Annotated in this window: 19 protein-coding genes; 3 read left to right on the plus strand and 16 right to left on the minus strand. The window is 69.3% G+C overall.

Annotated elements, in window-relative coordinates:
* Positions 1-6 precede the first annotated feature (6 nt).
* From ABTZ43_RS10540 to ABTZ43_RS10560, 5 genes are all read right to left on the minus strand, one after another.
* Complete coding sequence (locus ABTZ43_RS10540; RefSeq protein ID WP_253385976.1) at positions 7-1,263, minus strand: MFS transporter; 1,257 nt, start codon at positions 1,261-1,263, stop codon at positions 7-9.
* Positions 1,260-2,036 carry a fumarylacetoacetate hydrolase family protein gene (locus ABTZ43_RS10545; protein ID WP_350538754.1) on the minus strand — a complete coding sequence of 259 codons (777 nt, stop codon included), beginning with the start codon at positions 2,034-2,036 and terminating at the stop codon, positions 1,260-1,262. Before ABTZ43_RS10545 ends, ABTZ43_RS10540 begins: the two co-directional genes overlap by 4 nt.
* A gap of 83 nt (positions 2,037-2,119) precedes the next feature.
* Positions 2,120-3,220, minus strand: coding sequence for a branched-chain amino acid aminotransferase (locus ABTZ43_RS10550; RefSeq protein WP_350538755.1), 1,101 nt, complete (start codon positions 3,218-3,220; stop codon positions 2,120-2,122).
* A 60-nt stretch (positions 3,221-3,280) separates the two neighbouring features.
* Complete coding sequence (locus ABTZ43_RS10555; RefSeq protein ID WP_350538756.1) at positions 3,281-4,324, minus strand: 3-isopropylmalate dehydrogenase; 1,044 nt, start codon at positions 4,322-4,324, stop codon at positions 3,281-3,283.
* 75 nt (positions 4,325-4,399) lie between these two features.
* Positions 4,400-5,935 (minus strand): MFS transporter, encoded by a 1,536-nt coding sequence (locus tag ABTZ43_RS10560; RefSeq protein WP_253385973.1) that lies wholly within the window; start codon positions 5,933-5,935, stop codon positions 4,400-4,402.
* Between the two features lie 111 nt (positions 5,936-6,046).
* Between ABTZ43_RS10560 and ABTZ43_RS10565 the strand changes: the two genes are divergently transcribed.
* A complete protein-coding gene (locus ABTZ43_RS10565; RefSeq protein ID WP_056416991.1) occupies positions 6,047-6,592 on the plus strand; it encodes a TetR/AcrR family transcriptional regulator in 546 nt (181 codons plus the stop codon).
* Between the two features lie 79 nt (positions 6,593-6,671).
* Here the strand turns inward: ABTZ43_RS10565 and serA are convergent, their stop codons facing one another.
* The 3 genes from serA to ABTZ43_RS10580 form a co-directional block, all read right to left on the minus strand.
* A complete protein-coding gene (gene serA, locus ABTZ43_RS10570; protein WP_045255280.1) occupies positions 6,672-8,276 on the minus strand; it encodes a phosphoglycerate dehydrogenase in 1,605 nt (534 codons plus the stop codon).
* A 114-nt stretch (positions 8,277-8,390) separates the two neighbouring features.
* Positions 8,391-8,744: a hypothetical protein gene (locus ABTZ43_RS10575; RefSeq protein ID WP_056416988.1), complete on the minus strand. Its 354-nt coding sequence runs from the start codon at positions 8,742-8,744 to the stop codon at positions 8,391-8,393.
* Entirely contained in the window at positions 8,741-9,268 is a 528-nt protein-coding gene (locus ABTZ43_RS10580) for a hypothetical protein (protein WP_350538757.1), read from the minus strand. Before ABTZ43_RS10580 ends, ABTZ43_RS10575 begins: the two co-directional genes overlap by 4 nt.
* Before the next feature lie 77 nt (positions 9,269-9,345).
* Between ABTZ43_RS10580 and ABTZ43_RS10585 the strand changes: the two genes are divergently transcribed.
* Positions 9,346-10,278 carry a hypothetical protein gene (locus ABTZ43_RS10585; RefSeq protein ID WP_350538758.1) on the plus strand — a complete coding sequence of 311 codons (933 nt, stop codon included), beginning with the start codon at positions 9,346-9,348 and terminating at the stop codon, positions 10,276-10,278.
* 80 nt (positions 10,279-10,358) lie between these two features.
* Here the strand turns inward: ABTZ43_RS10585 and ilvC are convergent, their stop codons facing one another.
* The 7 genes from ilvC to ABTZ43_RS10620 are packed head-to-tail and all read right to left on the minus strand — an operon-like array spanning position 10,359 to position 19,100.
* Positions 10,359-11,387: a ketol-acid reductoisomerase gene (gene ilvC / locus ABTZ43_RS10590; RefSeq protein ID WP_045255282.1), complete on the minus strand. Its 1,029-nt coding sequence runs from the start codon at positions 11,385-11,387 to the stop codon at positions 10,359-10,361.
* Positions 11,388-11,434: 47 nt separating this feature from the next.
* On the minus strand, positions 11,435-11,944 hold the full coding sequence (gene ilvN, locus ABTZ43_RS10595; protein WP_045255283.1) for an acetolactate synthase small subunit: 510 nt from the start codon (positions 11,942-11,944) through the stop codon (positions 11,435-11,437).
* A gap of 2 nt (positions 11,945-11,946) precedes the next feature.
* Positions 11,947-13,749, minus strand: a complete 1,803-nt coding sequence (locus ABTZ43_RS10600; RefSeq protein WP_056416982.1) for an acetolactate synthase large subunit — start codon at positions 13,747-13,749, stop codon at positions 11,947-11,949.
* 54 nt (positions 13,750-13,803) lie between these two features.
* Positions 13,804-15,522, minus strand: coding sequence for a dihydroxy-acid dehydratase (ilvD, locus tag ABTZ43_RS10605; protein ID WP_056416979.1), 1,719 nt, complete (start codon positions 15,520-15,522; stop codon positions 13,804-13,806).
* A 9-nt stretch (positions 15,523-15,531) separates the two neighbouring features.
* Positions 15,532-16,329 (minus strand): trehalose-phosphatase, encoded by a 798-nt coding sequence (otsB, locus tag ABTZ43_RS10610; RefSeq protein ID WP_314095772.1) that lies wholly within the window; start codon positions 16,327-16,329, stop codon positions 15,532-15,534.
* A 44-nt stretch (positions 16,330-16,373) separates the two neighbouring features.
* A complete protein-coding gene (locus tag ABTZ43_RS10615; RefSeq protein WP_350538759.1) occupies positions 16,374-17,783 on the minus strand; it encodes an alpha,alpha-trehalose-phosphate synthase (UDP-forming) in 1,410 nt (469 codons plus the stop codon).
* Between the two features lie 48 nt (positions 17,784-17,831).
* Positions 17,832-19,100 (minus strand): MFS transporter, encoded by a 1,269-nt coding sequence (locus ABTZ43_RS10620; RefSeq protein ID WP_350538760.1) that lies wholly within the window; start codon positions 19,098-19,100, stop codon positions 17,832-17,834.
* Between the two features lie 222 nt (positions 19,101-19,322).
* Here ABTZ43_RS10620 and ABTZ43_RS10625 point away from each other — a divergent pair, with 222 nt between their 5' ends.
* On the plus strand, positions 19,323-19,592 hold the full coding sequence (locus tag ABTZ43_RS10625; RefSeq protein WP_149423167.1) for a hypothetical protein: 270 nt from the start codon (positions 19,323-19,325) through the stop codon (positions 19,590-19,592).
* 3 nt (positions 19,593-19,595) lie between these two features.
* Here ABTZ43_RS10625 and ABTZ43_RS10630 read toward each other — a convergent pair whose 3' ends face one another.
* On the minus strand, positions 19,596-20,810 hold the full coding sequence (locus ABTZ43_RS10630; RefSeq protein ID WP_350538761.1) for an acetyl-CoA C-acetyltransferase: 1,215 nt from the start codon (positions 20,808-20,810) through the stop codon (positions 19,596-19,598).
* Between the last annotated feature and the right edge of the window lie 47 nt (positions 20,811-20,857).

Consider the following 20,857-nt stretch of genomic DNA (forward strand, 5'->3'; position numbering starts at 1 on the left):
CGCCCTTCACCGTTTCGCGCGTCCGAGCGGCGAGAGCACGACGATCGCCAGGACGATCACCGATGCGGCGATGCCCAGTCCCGCGTACTGGAAGTTCGAGAGCACGACTCCGGCGAGCACGGCACCTGCTGCTGCCGACAGGCTCATCAGCGAGTCGCTGCGCCCCTGCCGTCGTGTGCGGACCTCGGGCGCACTCGACTCGGTGAGCAGCGCCGCTCCCGCGACCGTCGCCGCACTCCACCCGAGTCCGAGGAGGATCAGCGCGACCATCACGCCCCACTCCTGATCGTTCACGAGCACCGCGAAGGCGAGAGCCCCGCCGAGCAGCAGCTGGCCGAGCAGCACCACACGCAGTCGCCCCCACCGGTCGGCGAGTATGCCGAACAGCGGCGACAGCGCGTACATCCCGCCCACGTGCAGGGCGATGGTGATCCCGACCAGCGCCGAGACATCGGCCGGCGTGGGCGCCATGCCGTGCGCACCATGGGCCATGTGGGCGAGGTGCACCGGCGTCATCGCCATCACCGAGGCCATCACCACGTGCGAGCCCGCGACGGCGAAGATCGCATAGCGAGCGACCACGGGGCGATCGGCGACGGCCACACCGGTCGCCGCGACGGCCGCCGTGGCGAGTCGCTGCGCGGACAGCAGCGGATCCGGACGCAGCGCGACGAGATAGAGCACGAGCGCGGCGCACTGAGCGACGAAGGAGAAGGCGTACGAGCCGGTCTGCGGCGGCATGCCGATCGCCTCGCCGACGATCTCGCCGGGGCCGAGCAGAAGCGGGCCCGCCACACCGCCGATGGTCGTCGCCCACACGACGATCGAGAGATCACGCCCGCGGTGCTGCGCGGCCGCGAGGTCGGTGGCGGCGAAGCGGGACTGCAGGTTGCCGGCATTGCCGGCGCCGATCATGAGGATGCCGACGAGCAGCAGAGGGAAGACCCGCAGCGATGCGGCCAGGATCACCACGGCGATGCCGACGAGGGCGAACATGTTGCCGAGAGTGAGCGCCCGACGACGCCCGACCCGCGCCGCCAATCGGGCGAGCGGGATCGCGCACAGTGCAGCCCCCAGGGTGACGGATGCCGTCGCGAGGCCCGACAGCGCGTCGTCGCCGGACAGGTCGGCCGCGAGCAGCGCGCCGAGCGAGACCGTCGCACCGAACGCGATCCCCCCGAGCACCTGCCCGATCGACAGGACGAGGACCGTACGCCGCTGGACCGCGGCCTGCTCGGCCACGGTCAGAGCGGCATCGGTCATGACGCGCGTGCGGCGTCGCGCACGGTGTTGCGCAGGATCCCCAGTCCGGTGATCTCGACCTCGACGGTGTCCCCCGCGCCGAACTCGCCGACACCGGCGGGCGTGCCGGTGAGGATGACGTCGCCGGGCAGCAGGGTGAACACCGCCGACGCGTGCTCGATGATCGCCTCGACGGAGTGGATCATGTCCGACAGCGGCGCCTTCTGACGCACCTCGCCGTTGACGCGGGTCTCGATCGTCGCCTCGGCCGGGTCGAAGTCGGTGCTGATGGTCGGCCCGAGCGGGCAGAACGTGTCGAAGCCCTTCGCACGCGCCCACTGGCCGTCCTTGCGCTGCAGGTCGCGGGCGGTGACGTCGTTCGCGATCGTGTAGCCCAGCACATGGTCGAGCGCATCGGCCTGGCCGACGTTCTTCGCGACCTTGCCGATCACCACCGCGAGCTCGCCCTCGTACTCGGTCTGCTCCGAGATCGCCGGGCGCACGATGGCGTCTCCCGGGCCGATCACGGACGTGTTCGGCTTGAGGAAGAGCAGCGGCTCCTCGGGAGCCTTTCCGCCCATCTCGGCCGCGTGGTCATGGTAGTTCTTGCCGACGCACACGATCTTCGAGCGAGGGATCACCGGGGCGAGGATCACCGCATCCGCGATCGGCACGCGGTCGCCCGTGGGCTCGTACCCGGCGAAGAGGGGGTCGCCCGAGAGGACGACGAGGTCGGTGTCGTCGACGATCCCGAACAGGATGGCGTCGTCGTGGCTGAAACGGGCGATCTTCATACGACCAGCCTAGCCAGCCGTACGGACGACGAGACCCCGCCGTGCGCGTGGGGCGCGGCGGGGTCTCGGGGATGACGCGGAAGTCAGGCGTCGAGACGCAGAAGCCAGCCGTGGGCGTCCTCGCGGCGACCGTACTGGATGTCGGTGAGCTCCTCGCGCAGCGACAGCGCGAGTTCGCCGAGCGGCTGCGGCTCGTCGAAGCCCTCGCCGACCAGCGCGCCGATCGGCGTCACGACGGCGGCGGTACCGCACGCGAAGACCTCGACGATGTCGCCGGATGCGACGCCTTCGCGCCACTCGTCGATCGAGATGGGTCGTCTCTCGACCGTGTAGCCGCGGTCCTCGGCGAGCTGCAGCAGGGAATCGCGCGTGATCCCGTCGAGGATACTGTCGGACTCGGGGGTCACGATGCGGCCGTCCTTGAACACGAACACGACGTTCATGCCGCCGAGCTCCTCGACGTTGCGCTTCTCGTCGAGGAACACGACCTGGTCGCAGCCCTTCGCGCTGGCCTCGCTCTGCGCGAGCAGGCTGGAGGCGTAGTTGCCCCCGGTCTTGGCCTTGCCGGTGCCGCCCTTGCCTGCCCGGGCGTAGTCCTCGGAGAGCCAGATGCGCACGGGCTTCACGCCGCCGCTGAAGTACGCGCCCGCCGGGCTCGCGATCACGTAGTACGCGACCTTCTGCGCGGCGCGGACACCGAGGAAGGCCTCCTTGGCGAACATGAACGGACGCAGGTAGAGGCTCTGGTCGGCTCCGGAGGGCACCCATCGGCCATCCACCGCGACGAGCTCGCGGAGCGACTGGATGAAGTACTCGGTGGGCAGTTCGGGCAGTGCCAGCCGACGCGCACTGGCCTGCAGACGTGCGGCGTTGCGGTCGGGGCGGAAGGTGTGGATCGAGCCGTCCTCGTGACGGTAGGCCTTGATGCCCTCGAAGATCTCCTGACCGTAGTGCAGCACGGAGGCTGCGGGGTCGAGCGGGATCGGGCCGTACGGCTGCACGCGCGGACGATGCCACCCGCCCTTGACCGACCAGCAGATGTCGACCATGTGATCGGTGAACACCACGCCGAAGCCCGGGTCCTCGTGGACCTCGGCGACGCGTGCGGGCGTGGCCGCGCTCAGATTCTTCCTGACCAGGAACTCCAGCGGAGTCGTGGCGGTCTCGGCATCGATGGTCGTCATCTCGTCATCCATTCCTCGTGCGGCGCGCAACCTCGCGCGGGTCCAGCCTACGCCCGTCGTTCAGAGCAGTGCGGTGATCGCGGAGCCGACGTCCGCCGTGGTGCGCGCACCCGTGCGGGTGGCGATGTCCGTCTCGACGGCGGCGCTCACCCGCGCCGCCTCGGCGGAGAGGCCGAGATGGTCGAGCAGCAGGGCCACCGACAGGATCGCCGCGGTGGGATCCGCCTTCTGCTGACCGGCGATGTCGGGGGCGGAGCCGTGCACCGGTTCGAACATCGACGGGAACGCACCGTCCGGGTTGATGTTCCCGGAGGCCGCGAGACCGATCCCCCCGGTGACCGCGCCGGCGAGGTCGGTGAGGATGTCCCCGAACAGGTTGTCGGTCACGATGACGTCGAAACGCGAGGGGTCGGTGACGAGGAAGATGGTCGCGGCATCCACGTGCAGATAGTCGACCGTGACGTCGGGGTGCGCGGCGGCGACCTCGTTCACGATGCGCTGCCAGATCGCCCCGGCGTGCACCAGCACGTTGGTCTTGTGCACGAGCGTGATCTTCTTGCCGCGACGCTCGGCGAGGTCGAACGCGTAGCGGACGACCCGCTCGACCCCGAAGGCCGTGTTGACGGAGGTCTCGTTCGCCACCTCGTGCGGTGTGCCCGTGCGGATCGCCCCGCCGTTGCCGACGTAGGGCCCCTCGGTGCCTTCGCGGACCACGACGAAGTCGATCTCGCCGGGGTTCGACAGCGGTCCCGGCGCGCCCGCGAACAGCTTCGAGGGACGCAGGTTCACGTAGTGGTCGAGTGTGAAACGGAGCTTCAGGAGCAGTCCGCGCTCGATGTTCGCGTCCTTGAGGCGCGGGTCGCCGGGCGTGCCGCCCACCGCGCCGAGCAGGATCGCGTCATGACCGGCGATCGCCTGCAGGTCGTCGTCCGTCAGGGTGTCGCCCGTCTCGAGATAGCGGGCAGCGCCCAGCGAGAAGCGGGTCTTATCGAAGGTGACCTCCGACGACGCGGTCACCGCGTCGAGCACCTTCTCGGCCTCGGCGACGACCTCGGGGCCGATTCCGTCGCCGGGGATGACCGCCAGCTTCACGACACGCGACATGACTCTCCTTGCACCGGGATGGACCGGCTCGCGCGCGGACGGATGCCGAGCGGGCCGGTCCTCCCAGCGTACTGGTCAGTGCGTGGGGGCCTTGCGCAGTGTGACGGCCGCGATCGCGCCGGCCAGCACGACCAGGCCGGCACCGATCAGCGAGGTCACCATCACTCCGGAGCCGAACGCCGCGGATGCCGCCTCCCACAGTGCCGTCCCGAGAGCATCGGGAAGTCCCTGCGCGGCGGTGTACGCCCCGGCCAGTGTCTCCTCGGCGGCGCGCGCGGCGTCGGCGGGCACACCCGCGGGCACGACGAGCGCTCCGCGGTAGAACGCGGTGATCAGACCGCCCAGCACCGCGGTACCGAGGACCGCGCCGAGCTCGTACGCCGTCTCGGACACCGCGCTCGCGGCGCCCGCCTTCTCGGCCGGGGCGCTGGAGAGGATGAGCTCGTTCGAGATCGTCTCCGCGCCGCCGATCCCGATGCCCAGCACGACGAACGCGATGATCAGCGGCGCGACGCCGTGATCGGAGGTCGTGAACGCCACCAGCAGGTATCCGGCCAGCGAGAACACGAGCCCCACCGGCACGAGGATGTGCGGGCGTACCCGCCGCGAGATCGGCACCACCGAGAGCCCCGCCACGATCATCGCCAGCATTCCGGGCACGAGCGCGGCACCCGCGGTCATCGGGGAGAGACCGAGCACGAGCTGCAGATGCTGCGACACGAAGTACAGGAAGCCGACCAGCGCGACCACGCTCAGCAGGTTCACGAGGATCGCTCCGGAGAACGACCCGCGACGGAAGAGGGCCATGTCGAGCATCGGCACGTCGGCGGAGAGCTGACGCCGCACGAAGAGGTAGCCCATCACGACTCCGAGCAGCGCCCAGGCGCCCGCGGTGAGGCTGGGGCCGTCGACCGCCAGCGACTTGATCGCGTAGACGATCGGGATCATCGCGGCCATCGACAGCACGATGCTGACGAGGTCGATGCGGCCGGGGTTCGGGTCACGGCTCTCGGGCACCAGCAGCGGAGCGGTGACGAGCAGCGGGATGAGCACCGGCACGGCGATGAGGAACACGGAGCCCCAGTCGAAGTGCTCGAGCAGGAAACCGCCGACGATCGGGCCGAGGGCCGATCCCGCCGAGAACGCCGAGGCCCAGACCGCGATCGCCAGTCGCCGCTGGTCGCGGTTGCGGAAGATCGACCGCAGCAGCGACAGCGTCGACGGCATGAGCATGGCGCCGAAGAGGCCGAGCAGCGCGCGGGCCGCGATCAGCAGCCCGGCTGTCGGGGCGAAGGCTGCCAGCGCCGACACGGCAGCGAAACCGGTGGCGCCGATGAGGAGCATCCTGCGGCGTCCGAAGCGGTCCCCCAGCGTTCCCATCGTGACCAGGAGCCCCGCGAGGACGAGCGGGTACACGTCGATGATCCACAGCTGCTCCGCGCCGGTGGGGGCGAGCGCGAGCGAGATCTCGGGCAGCGCGAAGCTCAGCACCGTGTTGTCGACCGACACCAGGAGCACAGGCAGCATCAGAACGACGAGCGCGGCCCAGCCGCGGGCCCCGACGCGGGGGGCATCCGTCTCTGTCGTCGGGATCGACGCAGTGCGGGACATGGAACACCTCTCAGGAACGTGACGGCCTGATTACTAAACCGTCCAGCTGGTATAGTAACAGAATCGTCATCTCCGCGCGTTACGGTGAAGGACGACGAACAGAGGACCCCCATGCCCCGACCGCCCCTGGCCCGCGAACGTGTGCTGGACGCATTCGAGTCGATCGTGATCGAAGACGGCGAACGCGCCGCGACGCTCGAGGCCACCGCCCGCGCCGCAGGGGTCTCGAAGGGTGGTCTGCTCTACCATTTCGCCTCGAAGGACGATCTGGCCGCAGGCCTGCTGGAGCGACTCGACGCCCTCACCACCACCGACCTCGAGCGGATGACGACAGCCGAGGAGGGACCCGTCGCGTACTACGTGCGCACGTCCGTGATGGAGGACGACGCACTGGATCGCGCCCTGATCGCCGCGACCAGGCTCGCCCAGGGCGGCTCGGCCCCGGCCGCCGACGCGCTGCGCAGGAATCGCGACCGATGGGAGGACACGATCCGTCCTCATGTGCGGGATGCGGCGAGCCTCGACCTCGTCATGCTGCTGAGCGACGGCCTCTACTTCAACAACTCGCTCGACGTGCACGGACCGGAACGGCTGGTCCCCCGCAGCGACGAGCTCTCCGACCTGATCGCGCTCGTGCTGCGCGCGACGGCCCCCTGACGCACGGCCTCACATGCAGAGAGCGGGAAGGCCGCCTCTCGGCCGCCCTCCCGCTCCGCTGATGCAGGGACTCCCCCGCTCAGACCTCGGTGATCTCGATCTGACGGAACAGGTCGGCGTCGATCGAGTCGCGCACGTCGTCGAGCAGCTCGTCCGAGACGGGCGAATCCAGCGTGAGGACGCTGAGCGCCTGGTCTCCCGCACCGAGGCGCGAGATCTGCATGCCGGCGATGTTGATGCCGGCCTCACCGAACTTCTGCCCGTACACGGCGACGATTCCCGGACGATCGGTGTAGAGCATCACGACGTGGTGCTTCTCGATCGGCAGCTCGAGCGCGTGGTCGTTGATGGCGACCAGCTTCTCGGACTGCTTCGGACCTGTCAGGGTGCCGGAGACCGAGAGCTGCGACCCGTCCGACAGCGCTCCGCTGAGGGTGATCACGTTGCGGTACTCGTCGCTCACGTCGTCCTTCAGCAGACGCACGGCGATGCCGCGCTGCTCGGCGAGAAGAGGCGCGTTGACGTACGAGACCGTCTCGCTCACGATGTTCGTGAAGACGCCCTTGAGGGCCGCGAGCTTGAGCACGCTGACGTCGTACTCGTTCAGCTCGCCGTGCACCTCGACGTCGAGGCTCGTGAGCGGCGAGGTCGAGAGGGCGGCGAAGATCTGTCCGAGCTTCTCGACGAGCGAGATGCCGGGGCGGACGTAGGGATCGATCACGCCGCCGGCGACGTTGACGGCATCCGGCACGAGGTCGCCGCCCAGGGCCAGACGCACCGAGCGGGCGACGGACACGCCGGCCTTCTCCTGTGCCTCCTCCGTGCTGGCTCCGAGGTGCGGTGTGACGACCACGTTCGGCAGGTCGAGCAGCGGACGCGCCGTGCCGCCCTCGGCCGGGGGCTCGGAGGTGAACACGTCGAGACCCGCGCCGGCGATCTCGCCCGCGACGAGGGCTGCGTGCAGCGCCTCCTCATCGATCAGCCCGCCGCGAGCGACGTTGACGACGAACGCGGTCGGCTTCATGGCTGCGAACTGCTCGGCACCGATCATGCCGGTGGTCTCGGGGGTCTTCGGCATGTGGATCGTCAGGAAGTCGGACTCGGCGACGAGCTCGTCGAGCGACAGCAGCTGGACGCCCAGCTGCTGCGCGCGCGCCGACGTGACGTAGGGGTCATAGGCGACGACACGCATGTCGAACGCGGCGAGACGGGCCGCGACGAGAGCGCCGATGCGACCGAGGCCGACGATGCCGACGGTCTTCTCGAAGAGCTCGGCGCCCGTGAAGGAGCTGCGCTTCCAGTCGCCGGCCGCGAGCGACGCGTGCGCGGCAGGGATGCGGCGGGCGAGGCTGAGGATGTGTCCCACGGTGAGCTCGGCGGCCGAGACGATGTTGGAGGTCGGGGCGTTGACCACCATGACGCCCGCGGTTGTCGCGGCCTTGATGTCGACGTTGTCGAGGCCGACACCCGCGCGGGCGACGACCTTGAGGTTCGGCGCATGGGTCAGCGCCTCCTCGTCGATCTGCGTCGCCGACCGGATGAGCACGGCATGGGCGTCGGCCAGCGCGGCGAACAGCGCCTCGCGGTCGGTGCCGTCGACGTTGCGCACGTCGAAGTCGGGACCGAGGGCCTCGATGGTGGCAGGAGAGAGAACTTCGGCGATGAGCACGACGGGCTTCGGCACAGGGATCCTTCGGGGCAGCGCGACAGGGGGCCGATGCGCCGCACACCATGGGGGCGCGATCACGTCAACTGTACCCGAGGGCTCCGGCTGCTCCGTGCCGTATGACGGGGGCGGTCAGGGGGCGACCGTCACCAGATCCGACATGTTGAGGATGCTGTAGCCGATCAGGCTCAGCCAGAACACCGCCACCACGCCCAGCCCCGCGAGCAGGACGAGACCGAGCTCTGCGGCGCGGCGACGCCTGCCGATCACGTAGGCGAACACGAACACGAGCGCCGGGAAGACCACTCCGAAGCCCAGCGTCAGCCAGCCGACGCCGGTGAGTCCGCTCTGCGCCATCGAGACGAGATGCGCCACGGCGTTCCAGATCGCGTAGGCGTAGAAGAGGCCCGCCAGTCCCAGCACGAGAGCGCTGAGCCACTTCGGCGACGGTGAGGAGCGCGGCGCGTCGATCTGCTGCGCGGTCATGATCCGATCACCCCCACGGTCACGAAGGGCCAGGGCACGAGAAGCACGACCCCGAGGAGCAGGAGCGCGACGCGGATCCAGCCTGCCCTCGCGCGGGTCAGCACCCACACGGCGAGGAACCACAGCGCGGGGGCGGCGACGGCGAGCACGAACCACGGCACGTACATGGCATCGGCGACGATCAGGTTGGCGAGAGGCTTGAGCCTCATGCCGCCCACGACCCAGCCGATGCTGTAGAGCAGGTAGACGCCGCCGATGACTCCGAGAGTCAGGAGCATCCCCGTGCTGAGCGCTGGACGCTCGTCCTCGTCTGTGTCCTCGTTCTGGGGGCGCCCGACGTCGGCGCTCCCCCTGCCGACGGCATTCCATCCCTCGGGCAGGGTGGGGTCGTCGGCGGCGCGCTCGCTCGGCGCAGCCGCAGCAGACCCCGAGGGCGTCCGCGCGGGCTTCTTCCGAACAGGCTCCCCACGAGCACTGCCCTCATCGCCATCCCAGCTCAGCGCATCGTCGGAATCGGAAGTCATGCCCCCCAGCGTAGAACACGTCGTCCACTATGCTCAGGGCATCCGGGCCACCGGGGCCCGCGTCCGGAGGGATCACCGTGGCCGAGCAGAGCAAGAGGGACGAGTCCTCGGACCCGACCGACCAGGTCCGGGATCCGTCCGCCGGATGGGTGCCGACCGCCGCGGCGCGGTCGACGGCGACCACCTACCGATGGATCGCCGTCGCGGTCTGGGTTCTCGCGATCGCGGCGGAAGCGGTGGCCATCTTCTGGCTCCTGCGTCAGCGCGAGTTCGTCGGTGCCGACGGGACTCTCGTGCGCGATCCCGACACGGGACTCCTCGAGGCGCAGGGCGCCACCGCGCAGTTCCCGCAGTGGGCCTTCATCGCACTCCTCGTGCTGCTCATCGTGATCGCCGCACTCGCGATCACCGGCTCGATCCTCTGGAAGAAGGCGAACCGCCTCGACCCTGCGCGTCGGGCGGAGACCCTGCGGTTCTTCGTGCAGAACCAGCTCGGCGCGATCATCGCGATCATCGCCTTCCTGCCGCTGATCATCCTCATCTTCCTGAACAAGGACATGGACAAGGGCCAGAAGGCCACGGCAGGCATCGTCGGCATCGTGCTCGCCGTGATCGCCGCGGTGATCGGCGTCGACTTCTCGCCGCCGTCGGTCGAGAAGTACACGGCCGACCAGTCGGCGGTGATCCAACTGCTCGGCGAGGACGAGGTCGTCTGGGTCGACGGCGGATCGGTCTACCACGTGTGCGACAGCGTCTCCGACATCCAGACCGGAAGCGAGAAGCGCACCGGAACGACCGCGCAGGCGGTGGAGGCGGGCAAGATCCGCCTGACGCTCAAGTTCGCCTCCGAGCTGAACGCCTGCGGACTCGCCGTGCCGCAGAACGCCGATGAGATCGAAGATGCACTGCGCGAGATCCAGGGCGGGGCGGTGGACACCGTCCTCCCGGCGCCCGTGTGGACGAACGGGGAAGACGCGCCTCCCGTGATCGACGACGCTCCGGCCGAGTAGCACCGCCGGACGCGGTCGTGCGGACGACAGAACGGGCACCCCCGAAGGGATGCCCGTTCTGTCGTGCGTGAGTCGTCGGATCAGCGTGCGGCGCTGCCGTCGACGTAATCCTCATCCTGCTGCTTCCAGGCGAAGAGCGAGCGGAGCTCCTTGCCGGTGGCCTCGATGGGGTGCGTCTCCTCCTTGGCACGCAGCGCGAGGAACTCCTCCGCGCCGTTGTCCTGGTCGTCGATGAAGCGCTTGGCGAAGGCGCCGTTCTGGATGTCGGCGAGGATCGCCTTCATCGACTCCTTGACCTCGGGGGTGACGACGCGCGGACCGGAGACGTAGTCGCCGTACTCGGCCGTGTCGGAGACCGACCAGCGCTGCTTGGCGATGCCGCCCTCCCACATGAGGTCGACGATGAGCTTCAGCTCGTGCAGCACCTCGAAGTACGCGATCTGCGGCTGGTAGCCCGCCTCGGTCAGCGTCTCGAAGCCGGCCTGCACGAGGTGGCTGACGCCACCGCACAGCACGGCCTGCTCGCCGAACAGGTCGGTCTCGGTCTCTTCGGTGAAGGTGGTCTTGATGACACCCGCACGAGTGCCGCCGATCGCCTTCGCGTACGACAGCGCGGTCGCCCAGGCGTTGCCCGAGGCATCGCGCTCGACCGCGATGATGTCCGGGATGCCACGGCCGGCGACGAACTCGCGACGCACCGTGTGGCCGGGAGCCTTCGGAGCGACGAGGATCACGTCGACGCCCTCGGGGGCGTCGATGTAGCCGAAGCGGATGTTGAATCCGTGCGCGAACGCGAGGGTCTTGCCCTCGGCCAGGTTCGGTGCGATCGACTCGCTGTAGATCGTGCGCTGGTGCTGGTCGGGCGCGAGGATCATGATGAGGTCGGCCCACTGGGTCGCCTCCGCGACGGTCTTGACCGCGAAACCGGCCTCCTCCGCCTTCGGCGCCGACTTCGAGCCCTCCTTGAGGGCGATCGCGACCTCGACGCCCGAGTCGCGAAGGTTCTGCGCGTGCGCGTGACCCTGCGAGCCGTAGCCGACGATCGCGACCTTCTTGCCCTGGATGATCGACAGATCGGCGTCTGCGTCGTAGAAGATCTCGGTGCTCACTGGTTTCTCTCCTTGATTGGGTGTTCGTGTACGTGTGTGATGTCTGATCAGCCGCGCAGGACGCGCTCGGTGATGCTCTTGCCGCCGCGACCGATCGCGAGGAGCCCCGACTGGGCGATCTCCTTGATGCCGAAAGGCTCGAGGGCCCGCAGCAGCGCATCGACCTTGCCCCGATCGCCGGTGACCTCGATCACGAGCGCATCGGATGCGTAGTCCACGACGGAGGCGCGGAACAGGTTCGCCACCTCGATGACGTTCGACCGCGTCGCGTTGTCGGTGCGCACCTTGACGAGCATGTGCTCGCGCTGCACGGACGTCGGGAAGTCGAGCTCGACGATCTTGATGACGTTGATCAGCTTGTTGAGCTGCTTGGTCACCTGCTCGAGGGGCAGCTCATCGAGGTCGACGACCACCGTGATGCGCGAGATGCCGGGCACCTCGGTGACGCCCACCGCGAGCGAGTCGATGTTGAAGCCGCGACGGGCGAAGAGCCCTGCGACACGGGTCAGCAGACCCGGGGTGTTCTCCACGAGGAGGCTCAGCACGTGAGTCGACATGGTCAGTCCTCCTCGTCGAAGGCGGGCGCGTGCTCGCGGGCGTACTGGACGTAGCTGTTGCTCACGCCCTGGGGGACCATCGGCCACACCATGGAGTCGGCGCTGACCACGAAGTCGATGACCACCGGACGATCGTTCGTCTCGAGGGCGAGCGTGATCGCGGCGTCCACCTCCTCCTCCTTCTCCACCCGGATCGCGAGGCAGCCGTAGGCCTCGGCCAGCTTCACGAAGTCGGGGATGCGCACGGTGCCGTGGCCCGTGTTCAGATCGGTGTTCGAGTGACGGCCGTCGTAGAACAGCGTCTGCCACTGGCGCACCATGCCCAGCGAGGAGTTGTTGATGATCGCGACCTTGATCGGGATGTTGTTGATCGCGCAGGTCGCGAGTTCCTGATTGGTCATCTGGAAGCATCCGTCGCCGTCGATCGCCCACACCGTGCGGTGGGGCTCGGCGACCTTGGCGCCCATGGCCGCGGGAACCGAGTAGCCCATCGTGCCCGCTCCTCCGGAGTTCAGCCAGGAGTTGGGGCGCTCGTACTTGATGAACTGGGCCGCCCACATCTGGTGCTGACCGACGCCGGCCGCGTAGATCCCCTCGGGCCCCGTGAGCTCTCCGATGCGCTGGATCACGTGCTGGGGTGCCAGCAGACCGTCGGTGGTCGGCGCATACCCGAGCGGGAACTCGGTGCGCAGCCCGTCGAGGTACGACCACCACTCCTCGGTGTCGGGTGTCGTCGTGCTCGTCGCGGTGCGGAAGGCGGACTCGAGGTCGACCATCACGTCGCGGACGTCGCCCACGATCGGGACGTCGGCCATGCGGATCTTCGAGATCTCGGCGGGGTCGATGTCGACGTGCACGACCTTCGCGTTCGGTGCGAACAGCGCGGCCTTGCCCGTCACGCGGTCGTCGAACCGCGCGCCGAGCGACACGATGAGGTCTGCTTCCTGCAGCGCCAGCACGGCCGGGACCGTGCCGTGCATTCCCGGCATGCCGAGGTGCTGCTGGTGGGAGTCCGGGAAGGCGCCGCGGGCCATCAGGGTCGTGACGACCGGTGCGTTGGTCGTCTCGGCCAGCGCGAGCAGCTCCTTCGACGCGCGGCCGCGGATCACACCGCCGCCCACGTAGAGCACGGGCTTCTTGGCGTCGGCGAGAAGAGCGGCCGCGGCCTGGATCTGCTTGCCGTGCGCCTTGGTCACCGGACGGTAGCCGGGCAGGTCGATCTTGGCGGGCCAGATGAACGGCGCGATCGCCTGCTGGGCGTCCTTGGTGATGTCGACCAGAACCGGTCCGGGACGCCCCGTGGAGGCGATCTCGTAGGCGGCCGCGATGGCACCGGGGATCTCGGACGCGTCCTTCACGAGGAAGGAGTGCTTGGTCACCGGCATCGTGATGCCGACGATGTCCGCCTCCTGGAAGGCGTCCGTCCCCATGAGGGTCGAGAACACCTGCCCGGTGATGGCCAGCAACGGCACGGAGTCCATGTACGCGTCGGCGATCGCGGTGACGAGGTTCGTGGCCCCGGGGCCCGAGGTCGCGATGCAGACGCCGACCTTGCCGGAGGAGGAGGCGTACCCCTCTGCGGCGTGCCCGGCTCCCTGCTCGTGGCGGACGAGGATGTGACGGAGGTCCTTCGCGTCCATGAGCGGGTCGTAGACAGGGAGGATGGCGCCGCCGGGAAGCCCGAAGACATCGGTGATGCCGAGGAGCTCGAGCGTACGGACCACGGCCTCGGCGCCGGTGATCTCCGGCGCGGCCGACTTGGGTGCGGGGGGCCTCGGCACAGCCGAGACGGTGTCAGCAGTCATGAGATTCCTTCTGATGGTCTGGTGGCGACGTCGGAAGCCGGAGGCCGACGCGGATCAGCCGGTCGTCGCGCCTTCGGCGGCGGACCGCACGAGGCGCGAGTACTTGGCAAGGACGCCACGGGTATAGCGCGGGGGTAGCGGCTCCCAGCCAGAACGGCGGGAGGCGAGCTCCGCCTCGTCGACGAGTAGGTCGAGAGAGCGAGCTGCGATATCGACCCGTATCAGATCACCATCGCGCACGAAGGCGATAGGACCTGCGTCCACCGCTTCGGGTGCTATGTGGCCGATGCACAGGCCGGTTGTGCCGCCTGAGAATCGTCCGTCAGTCAAGAGTAGTACATCTTTTCCGAGCCCTGCGCCCTTGATGGCCGCGGTGATCGCGAGCATCTCGCGCATACCGGGTCCGCCCTTCGGACCCTCGTAACGGATCACGATCACGGTGCCCGCCTCGATCTCACCGTTCGCCACGGCATCCATCGCCGCGCGCTCGCGCTCGAAGACCCGTGCGGGGCCTTCGAAGACCGCGGCATCGAAGCCCGCGGTCTTGACGACGGCGCCCTCCGGAGCCAGCGAGCCGTGCAGGATCGTCAGGCCGCCGGTCGCGTGGATCGGGTTGTCGAAGGTGTGGATGACCTCGCCGTCGATCGGCTGCGGGTCGAGGTCCGCGAGGTTCTCCGCCAGAGTCTTGCCGGTGACGGTGAGGGCATCGCCGTGCAGCAGCCCCTCGTCGAGCATCGCCTTCATGATCACCGGGATGCCGCCGTGGCGGTCGACGTCGTTCATGACGTACTTCCCGAACGGCTTCATGTCGGCGACGTGCGGCACCTTGTCGCCGATGCGGTTGAAGTCGTGCAGCGAGAGGTCGATCTCCGCCTCACGGGCGATCGCGAGCAGGTGCAGCACCACGTTGGTCGAGCCGCCCAGTGCCATCGCGAGGGCGATCGCGTTCTCGAACGCCTCCTTGGTGAGGATGTCACGGGTCGTGATCCCCTGGCGGAGCAGGTTGACGACGGCTTCGCCCGAGCGGTGCGCGAAGTAGTCGCGACGCCGGTCGGCCGCGGGCGGCGCAGCCGATCCCGGCAGGCTCAGACCGAGAGCTTCGGCGACGGATGCCATCGTGTTGGCGGTGTACATGCCACCGCAGGCGCCCTCGCCGGGGGCGATCGCGCACTCGATGCGCTTGAGGTCCTCTTCGCTCATGAGCCCGGCGCGGCAGGCGCCGACGGCCTCGAACGAGTCGATGATCGTGACGTCCTTCTCGGTGCCGTCGGAGAGCTTGACCCACCCCGGAGCGATCGATCCCGCGTACAGGAACACGCTCGACAGGTCCAGACGGGCGCTGGCCATCAGCATGCCGGGGATCGACTTGTCACAGCCGGCCAGCAGGACGGATCCGTCGAGCCGCTCGGCCATCATCACGGTCTCCACCGAGTCGGCGATGACCTCGCGCGACACGAGGGAGAAGTGCATCCCCTCGTGTCCCATCGAGATGCCGTCCGACACGGAGATGGTGCCGAACTGCAGCGGGTAGCCGCCGCCCGAGTGCACGCCTTCCTTGGCGCCCTGCGCCAGGCGGTCGAGGCTCAGGTTGCAGGGCGTGATCTCGTTCCAGCTGGACGCGATGCCGATCTGCGGCTTGTCCCAGTCCGCGTCTCCCATGCCGACGGCACGGAGCATGCCTCGGGAGGTCGTCGCTTCGATGCCGTCGGTGACGACACGACTGCGGGGCTTGATGTCGATGGGCGCGCTGCTGGAGGGATCATGCGAGGACATGACGGAAGTCTATTCCCGCCGAGAGGCGCGCTCGTCCGCGAGCGCCTCCAGAAGCTGGGCCATCTCTTGTGGATTCCCCACACGGAGCACGGCGGCGCTCTCCCCCGGTCCCACGCGCACGCCGAGATCTCCGTCGGTCAGCACCCGCATCGCGTCCTCGTCGGTGACGTCGTCGCCGGCGAACAGGATGCCGGTCGCGTCGAACCGCTCGCGGAGGGCCGCCATCGCGGCATCCTTGCCCTCGGTGCGCGACGAGAACTCGAGCACACGGTGTCCGGCGCGTCGACGCCAGTGCGGGAAGCGTTCGGCGACGAGCGCGTCGATCTCGGCGAACACCTCCTTCTCGACCTCCCCGGTCGCGGTGCGGGTGTGCACGCCCATCCCGAACGTCTTGGGCTCGAACTCGGCGCCCTCGTGACGATCGATGATCGGCCGCGCAGCCGCCCACAGCTCCTCGCGGTCACCCTCGGCGGTGTCCGGCCCCGTCGCGTCGGCCTCGCCCGTTCCGGGGAACCAGTACTGGGCGCCATGGGAGCCTGCGAGAGCGATGGGCGAGTCGTCGGTGTGCTCCGTGATCTCACGGAGGTCGTGCATGCTGCGCCCCGAGACGTAGGCGACGATCGTGTCGGGCATCGCCGCGAGTCGCGCGACCTGGGCCGCCACCTCCGGCAGTGCGCGCGCCGCCATGGGGTCGGGGACGAGCGGTGACGCCGTGCCGTCGAAGTCGAGGGCGACGACGAGTCGCGGCGTCGCGGCGATCGCACGAAGCGCCTCATCGGCGGTTCCGGGGGTCCAGGTACGGGTCACAGGGTCTCCAATCGAGGCGGGTCCCTCCAGTATGGATGCCGGAGTCAGGACCCGCGGACCTCCGCGAGCGCACGCAGGAACGACGAGGACCAGGCGTTCACGTCGTTCTCGAGCACGCGCCGACGCAGTGACCGCATCCGCTTGCCCTGCTCCGACGGGCTCATCTCGACCGCCGTCATGATCGCGTCCTTGAGGCCCGCGATGTCGTGCGGATTGACCCGCACCGCCTGACGAAGCTCGTCCGCGGCTCCGGTGAATTCGCTGAGCACGAGCACCCCGCGGTTGTCCGCCCTGGTCGCGACGTACTCCTTCGCGACCAGGTTCATGCCGTCGCGCAGCGCCGTCACGAGCATGACGTCGGCGGCGAGATACAGCGCGACCATCTCCTCACGCGGGTAGCCCTGATGCAGGTAGCGGATGGCGGTGTGGCCCATCGTGTCGTGGTCGCCGTTGATCCGGCCCACCGCGAGCTCGATCTCGTCCCGCAGGTGCACATAGGCGTCCACCCGCTCACGACTCGGACTGGCGACCTGCACGAAGGTGATGTCCTCGACGCTCAGGATGCCGTCGTCGAGCAGCTCCCCGTAGGCCTTGATGCGGTGCCGGATGCCTTTGGTGTAATCGAGTCGATCGACGCCGAGCAGGATCTTCTTCGGGTTGCCGAGGCTGGCGCGGATCTCGGCCGCACGAGCCCGCACCTCGGGGCGTGCGGCGAGTTCGAGGTACGGCTCGGTGTCGATGGAGATCGGGAAGGCCTTCGCCAGGGCGGTGCGCGTGCCACCGTCGGGCGTGGGAACGGCGACCGCGGATCCCTTGACCTCGTGGCGCAGCCGCCGCCGCACGGCGGTGAGGAAGTACGTCGCGTCCTGCGCGCGCTGGAAGCCGATGACGTCGGCGCCCAGCAGACCGGTGAGCACCTGGTCTCGCCACGGCAGCTGCGCGTACAGGCCGTGGGCCGGGAACGGGATGTGGTGGAAGTAGCCGATCGTCACGTCGTCCCGTAGCTCGCGGACCATCTGCGGCACGAGCTGCAGCTGGTAGTCGTGCACCCAGACCGTGGCGTTCGGCGCGGCCACGGAGGCCGCGGCCTCGGCGAAGCGCCGGTTGACCTTGACATAGGCGTCCCACCATTCGCGGTGGTACTGGGGCGGCGCGATCACATCGTGGTACAGCGGCCAGATCGTGTCGTTCGCGAAGCCCTCGTAGTAGTCGGCCACTTCTTCCGCGCTGAGCGCGACGGGCACGAGGTCGATGCCGTTGATCTCGAAGCGGTCGAGGTGCACATCCGGCTGGCCGGGCCATCCCACCCACGCGCCGTGCGCAGTGCGCATCATCGGCTCGAGGGCCGCGACGAGTCCGCCGGGCGATGTCCGCCACTCTTCCACGCCGTCGATGCCCACGACCCGGTCTACGGGCAGTCGGTTGGCGACGACGACGAATTCTGCGTCTGACATGGCGAGATCTCCTGACGCTGGAAGGTGTGCTTCTCAGGCTACCGAAGCTCAGACCGAGGCTACGCGAGGTTCGGCGGCGCTCAGTCGCCAGTTGACAAGCCCCGCCGCGAACGCTACTGACGCGGCGATGATCGGGAGCACGAGCGCACTGGTCGTCCCTGCGCTCTCCGCGAGCTCTCCCGCGACCGCGGCCCCGAGCGACTGGCCGACGACGATGCCGGAGCCGAGCATGGTCATCACCGTCGCGGAGCGACCGAGCGGACTGCGCGCGGCCCCGAAGCTGTACTGGGTGACCAGGGTCGAGCCGATCCCGATCCCCATGATCGCGAGGGCGAGCATCATGAGCTCCGGGGTGTCGACGCGCAGCAGGAGCAGGCTCCCCCCGAGCAGGATGCCGGAGAACGCCAGCCAGCGCGCCCGCAGCGAGAACCGTGCGGGAAGCCAGGCCACGCCGAGCGCGAGGATGGCGGAGCCGACCCCCATGACCCCGTAGAGCAGGCCCGCCTGCTCGGGGGCGCCGCGGTCCGCCATGAAGGAGGTCAACGCGGTGAGCATCGTCCCGAAGAACATGCCGACGCCGAGGATGCCGACGACGACGATGAGCACGCGCGGGGTGAAGAGCTCCGAGACCGCGGACGGCGCTCGTCCGTCGACGCCACGGTGCACCGAGACCACGCGTGCGCTCGGGTGCAGGGCGAAGGCGCCGACGAACACCACCGTCAGAGCGGCGGCTCCGATGAGCGGCGCCCAGGGCGCGAGCACGGAGGCGAGGATGCCGACGAGGAAAGGTCCGAAGACGAACACGGTCTCGTCGGCCGCGGACTCGTACGCCATGGTTCCCGATACCGTCCGGGGGCGCACGGCCTCCGGCATGCGGTCCGCGATCATCGTCACGAGCCGCGACCGCGACATGGGGGCGACCTGCGGTGCCGTCGCCCCGATGCCGAACGCGGAGACGAGGACCAGCGCGTCGGCCGCGCCCGTGTAGACGACGAGCGTGAAGACCACGAGCATCGCGCCGTTGGCGAGGGCGAGGATCAGCAGCACCGTGCGCTGGCCGAACCGGTCGGCCGCGGCGCCGAGCAGCGGACCGAAGCATGCGGTGCCGAGGCCCACCGCAGCGGAGGTGAGTCCGCCGAGCGACAGGGAGCCTCGCGCCGATACGACGACCGTCAGGACGCCGACGACCATCATCGCGAACGGGAGGCGGGCGATGAACGCGATCAGGAAATAGGGAAGGCCCGCGATGCGGAGCAGTCCCGGCCCCTCTGCGGTCGAACGGGGTGCGTGCTGCGGGGTGGGGGTGACGTGGCTCATCGTGGCTCTCGCGCGTCCGCGGACGCGGGGTCGGGTGCCGCCGCTGTCCGCCGGAGTGCCGGCGGCCGGTAGATACACGGATTGCGGCCGCGGACCAGCCGCGACTCCCCCATGATAGCGCGGCGATCCGAACGACGGCTGGGCGAGCGCTGCCGCATGCCAGGCGCGTCGCCCGGTTGTCAAGCAGGAGCGTCGACGGACTCGGCCGGGTAGCGTGAGGGTATGAACTACCTCACGGGTACCGGACTCCTCGGATCTCTCATGACCGGGGCGAACCTGCTCCGCGGCTCTCGCGACACGAAGCTGACGTGGCGGTCCGCTCTCGCCTGGGTGAGCTGGGGCATCACGATGGCCCTCGCGATCGGCGCCGCGATCGATACGCGGCGCGCCAAGCAGGGTCGCCCGGTCTCGCCCGACTCCCCCGTCTACGCGAAGCAGCAGAAGCAGCAGGAGAAGGACGCGAAGAAGGGCATCAAGCCGATCAAGCGCTGATGCTCACCGGGTGAGGATCAGCGCCTCCCCCTGCCCGCCGCCTCCGCACAGGGCCACCGCAGCCGTGCCCGCTCCCCGCCGCGCCAGTTCATGGGCGACGTGGACGACCAGTCGCGTCCCCGACGCGCCGATCGGGTGACCGATGGCGATGCCGCCGCCGTGGATGTTCACGATGTCGCTCGACAGCCTGAGTTCCGTCTGCGAGCGCGCGACGACCGCCCCGAACGCCTCGTTGATCTCGACGAGGTCGAGATCGGACGGCTCGATCCCCTGCTTCTCGCAGGCCCGCTCGATCGCGCGCGCGGGCTGCGCCTGCAGGGAGTTGTCCGGCCCCGCCGTCTGACCGCTGGCGCCGATGGCCACCAGCACCGGCCATCCGTGTCGGTCCGCCGTCTCCCTGGTGGTCACCACGACCGCGGAGGCCCCGTCGGAGATCTGCGACGAGTTGCCCGCGGTGATGGACCCGCCTTCCGCGAAGGCCGCACGAAGCGTGCCCAGCGACTCGACCGTGGTGTCGGGACGGATGCCCTCGTCCGCCGTGACCGTCAGCGCCTCGCCCCGGCGCTGCGGCACCGAGACGGGAACGATCTCGTCGTCGAAGACCCCGGCGGCCTGCGCGGACGCGGCCCGCTGATGCGACAGCGCGGCGACCTCGTCCTGCGCACGGCGGGTGAGGTCGAAGCGGGCGTTGTGACGCTCGGTCGATGCCCCCATGCTCTCCTGGTCGTAGGCGTCGGTCAGGCCGTCGTACGCCATGTGGTCGAGAACCTCCACGCTGCCGTAGGTCCATCCGTCGCGCGAGCCCATGAGCAGGTGCGGTGCGCGGGTCATCGACTCCATGCCGGCCGCGACCACCACGGTGGCGTCTCCGGTGCGGATCATCCGTGCCGCGTCGATGATCGCCGTCAGCCCCGAGAGGCAGACCTTGTTCACCGAGTGCGCGGGGACGTCCCATCCGATGCCCGCGCCGATGGCCGCCTGCCTTGCGGCATTCTGCCCCGAGCCTGCGGCGAGCACCTGCCCCACGATCACGGCGTCGACGACGTCGGGCGGCACGGATGCCTGCTCCAGCGCGCCGCGGATCGCGAGGGCTCCGAGCTGCACCGCCGTGAAGCTCGCCAGCTGCCCCTTCAGGCGTCCCTGCGGGGTGCGGGCGGCGGCGACGATCACGATGTCGTGGTCGGCGGCCGGGTTCGTGGACCGGTCGGTCGTTGTCATCTTCAGCTCTCCGTGTTCGCGTTCGTGTTCGTGTTCGTGTTCAGCAG

Origin of the sequence: Microbacterium sp. NPDC097977 (assembly GCF_040302605.1) — a bacterium.
In the GTDB taxonomy this organism is placed as follows: domain Bacteria; phylum Actinomycetota; class Actinomycetes; order Actinomycetales; family Microbacteriaceae; genus Microbacterium.

Bases quoted from the DNA above. Each gene is read 5' to 3' on its own strand.
- ABTZ43_RS10540 (WP_253385976.1), bottom strand. From the start codon at position 1,263: ATGACCGATGCCGCTCTGACCGTGGCCGAGCAGGCCGCGGTCCAGCGG.
- ABTZ43_RS10545 (WP_350538754.1), bottom strand. From the start codon at position 2,036: ATGAAGATCGCCCGTTTCAGCCACGACGACGCCATCCTGTTCGGGATC.
- ABTZ43_RS10550 (WP_350538755.1), bottom strand. From the start codon at position 3,220: ATGACGACCATCGATGCCGAGACCGCCACGACTCCGCTGGAGTTCCTG.
- ABTZ43_RS10555 (WP_350538756.1), bottom strand. From the start codon at position 4,324: ATGTCGCGTGTCGTGAAGCTGGCGGTCATCCCCGGCGACGGAATCGGC.
- ABTZ43_RS10560 (WP_253385973.1), bottom strand. From the start codon at position 5,935: ATGTCCCGCACTGCGTCGATCCCGACGACAGAGACGGATGCCCCCCGC.
- ABTZ43_RS10565 (WP_056416991.1), top strand. From the start codon at position 6,047: ATGCCCCGACCGCCCCTGGCCCGCGAACGTGTGCTGGACGCATTCGAG.
- ABTZ43_RS10575 (WP_056416988.1), bottom strand. From the start codon at position 8,744: ATGACCGCGCAGCAGATCGACGCGCCGCGCTCCTCACCGTCGCCGAAG.
- ABTZ43_RS10580 (WP_350538757.1), bottom strand. From the start codon at position 9,268: ATGACTTCCGATTCCGACGATGCGCTGAGCTGGGATGGCGATGAGGGC.
- ilvN (WP_045255283.1), bottom strand. From the start codon at position 11,944: ATGTCGACTCACGTGCTGAGCCTCCTCGTGGAGAACACCCCGGGTCTG.
- ABTZ43_RS10600 (WP_056416982.1), bottom strand. From the start codon at position 13,749: ATGACTGCTGACACCGTCTCGGCTGTGCCGAGGCCCCCCGCACCCAAG.
- ilvD (WP_056416979.1), bottom strand. From the start codon at position 15,522: ATGTCCTCGCATGATCCCTCCAGCAGCGCGCCCATCGACATCAAGCCC.
- ABTZ43_RS10615 (WP_350538759.1), bottom strand. From the start codon at position 17,783: ATGTCAGACGCAGAATTCGTCGTCGTCGCCAACCGACTGCCCGTAGAC.
- ABTZ43_RS10620 (WP_350538760.1), bottom strand. From the start codon at position 19,100: ATGAGCCACGTCACCCCCACCCCGCAGCACGCACCCCGTTCGACCGCA.
- ABTZ43_RS10625 (WP_149423167.1), top strand. From the start codon at position 19,323: ATGAACTACCTCACGGGTACCGGACTCCTCGGATCTCTCATGACCGGG.
- ABTZ43_RS10630 (WP_350538761.1), bottom strand. From the start codon at position 20,810: ATGACAACGACCGACCGGTCCACGAACCCGGCCGCCGACCACGACATC.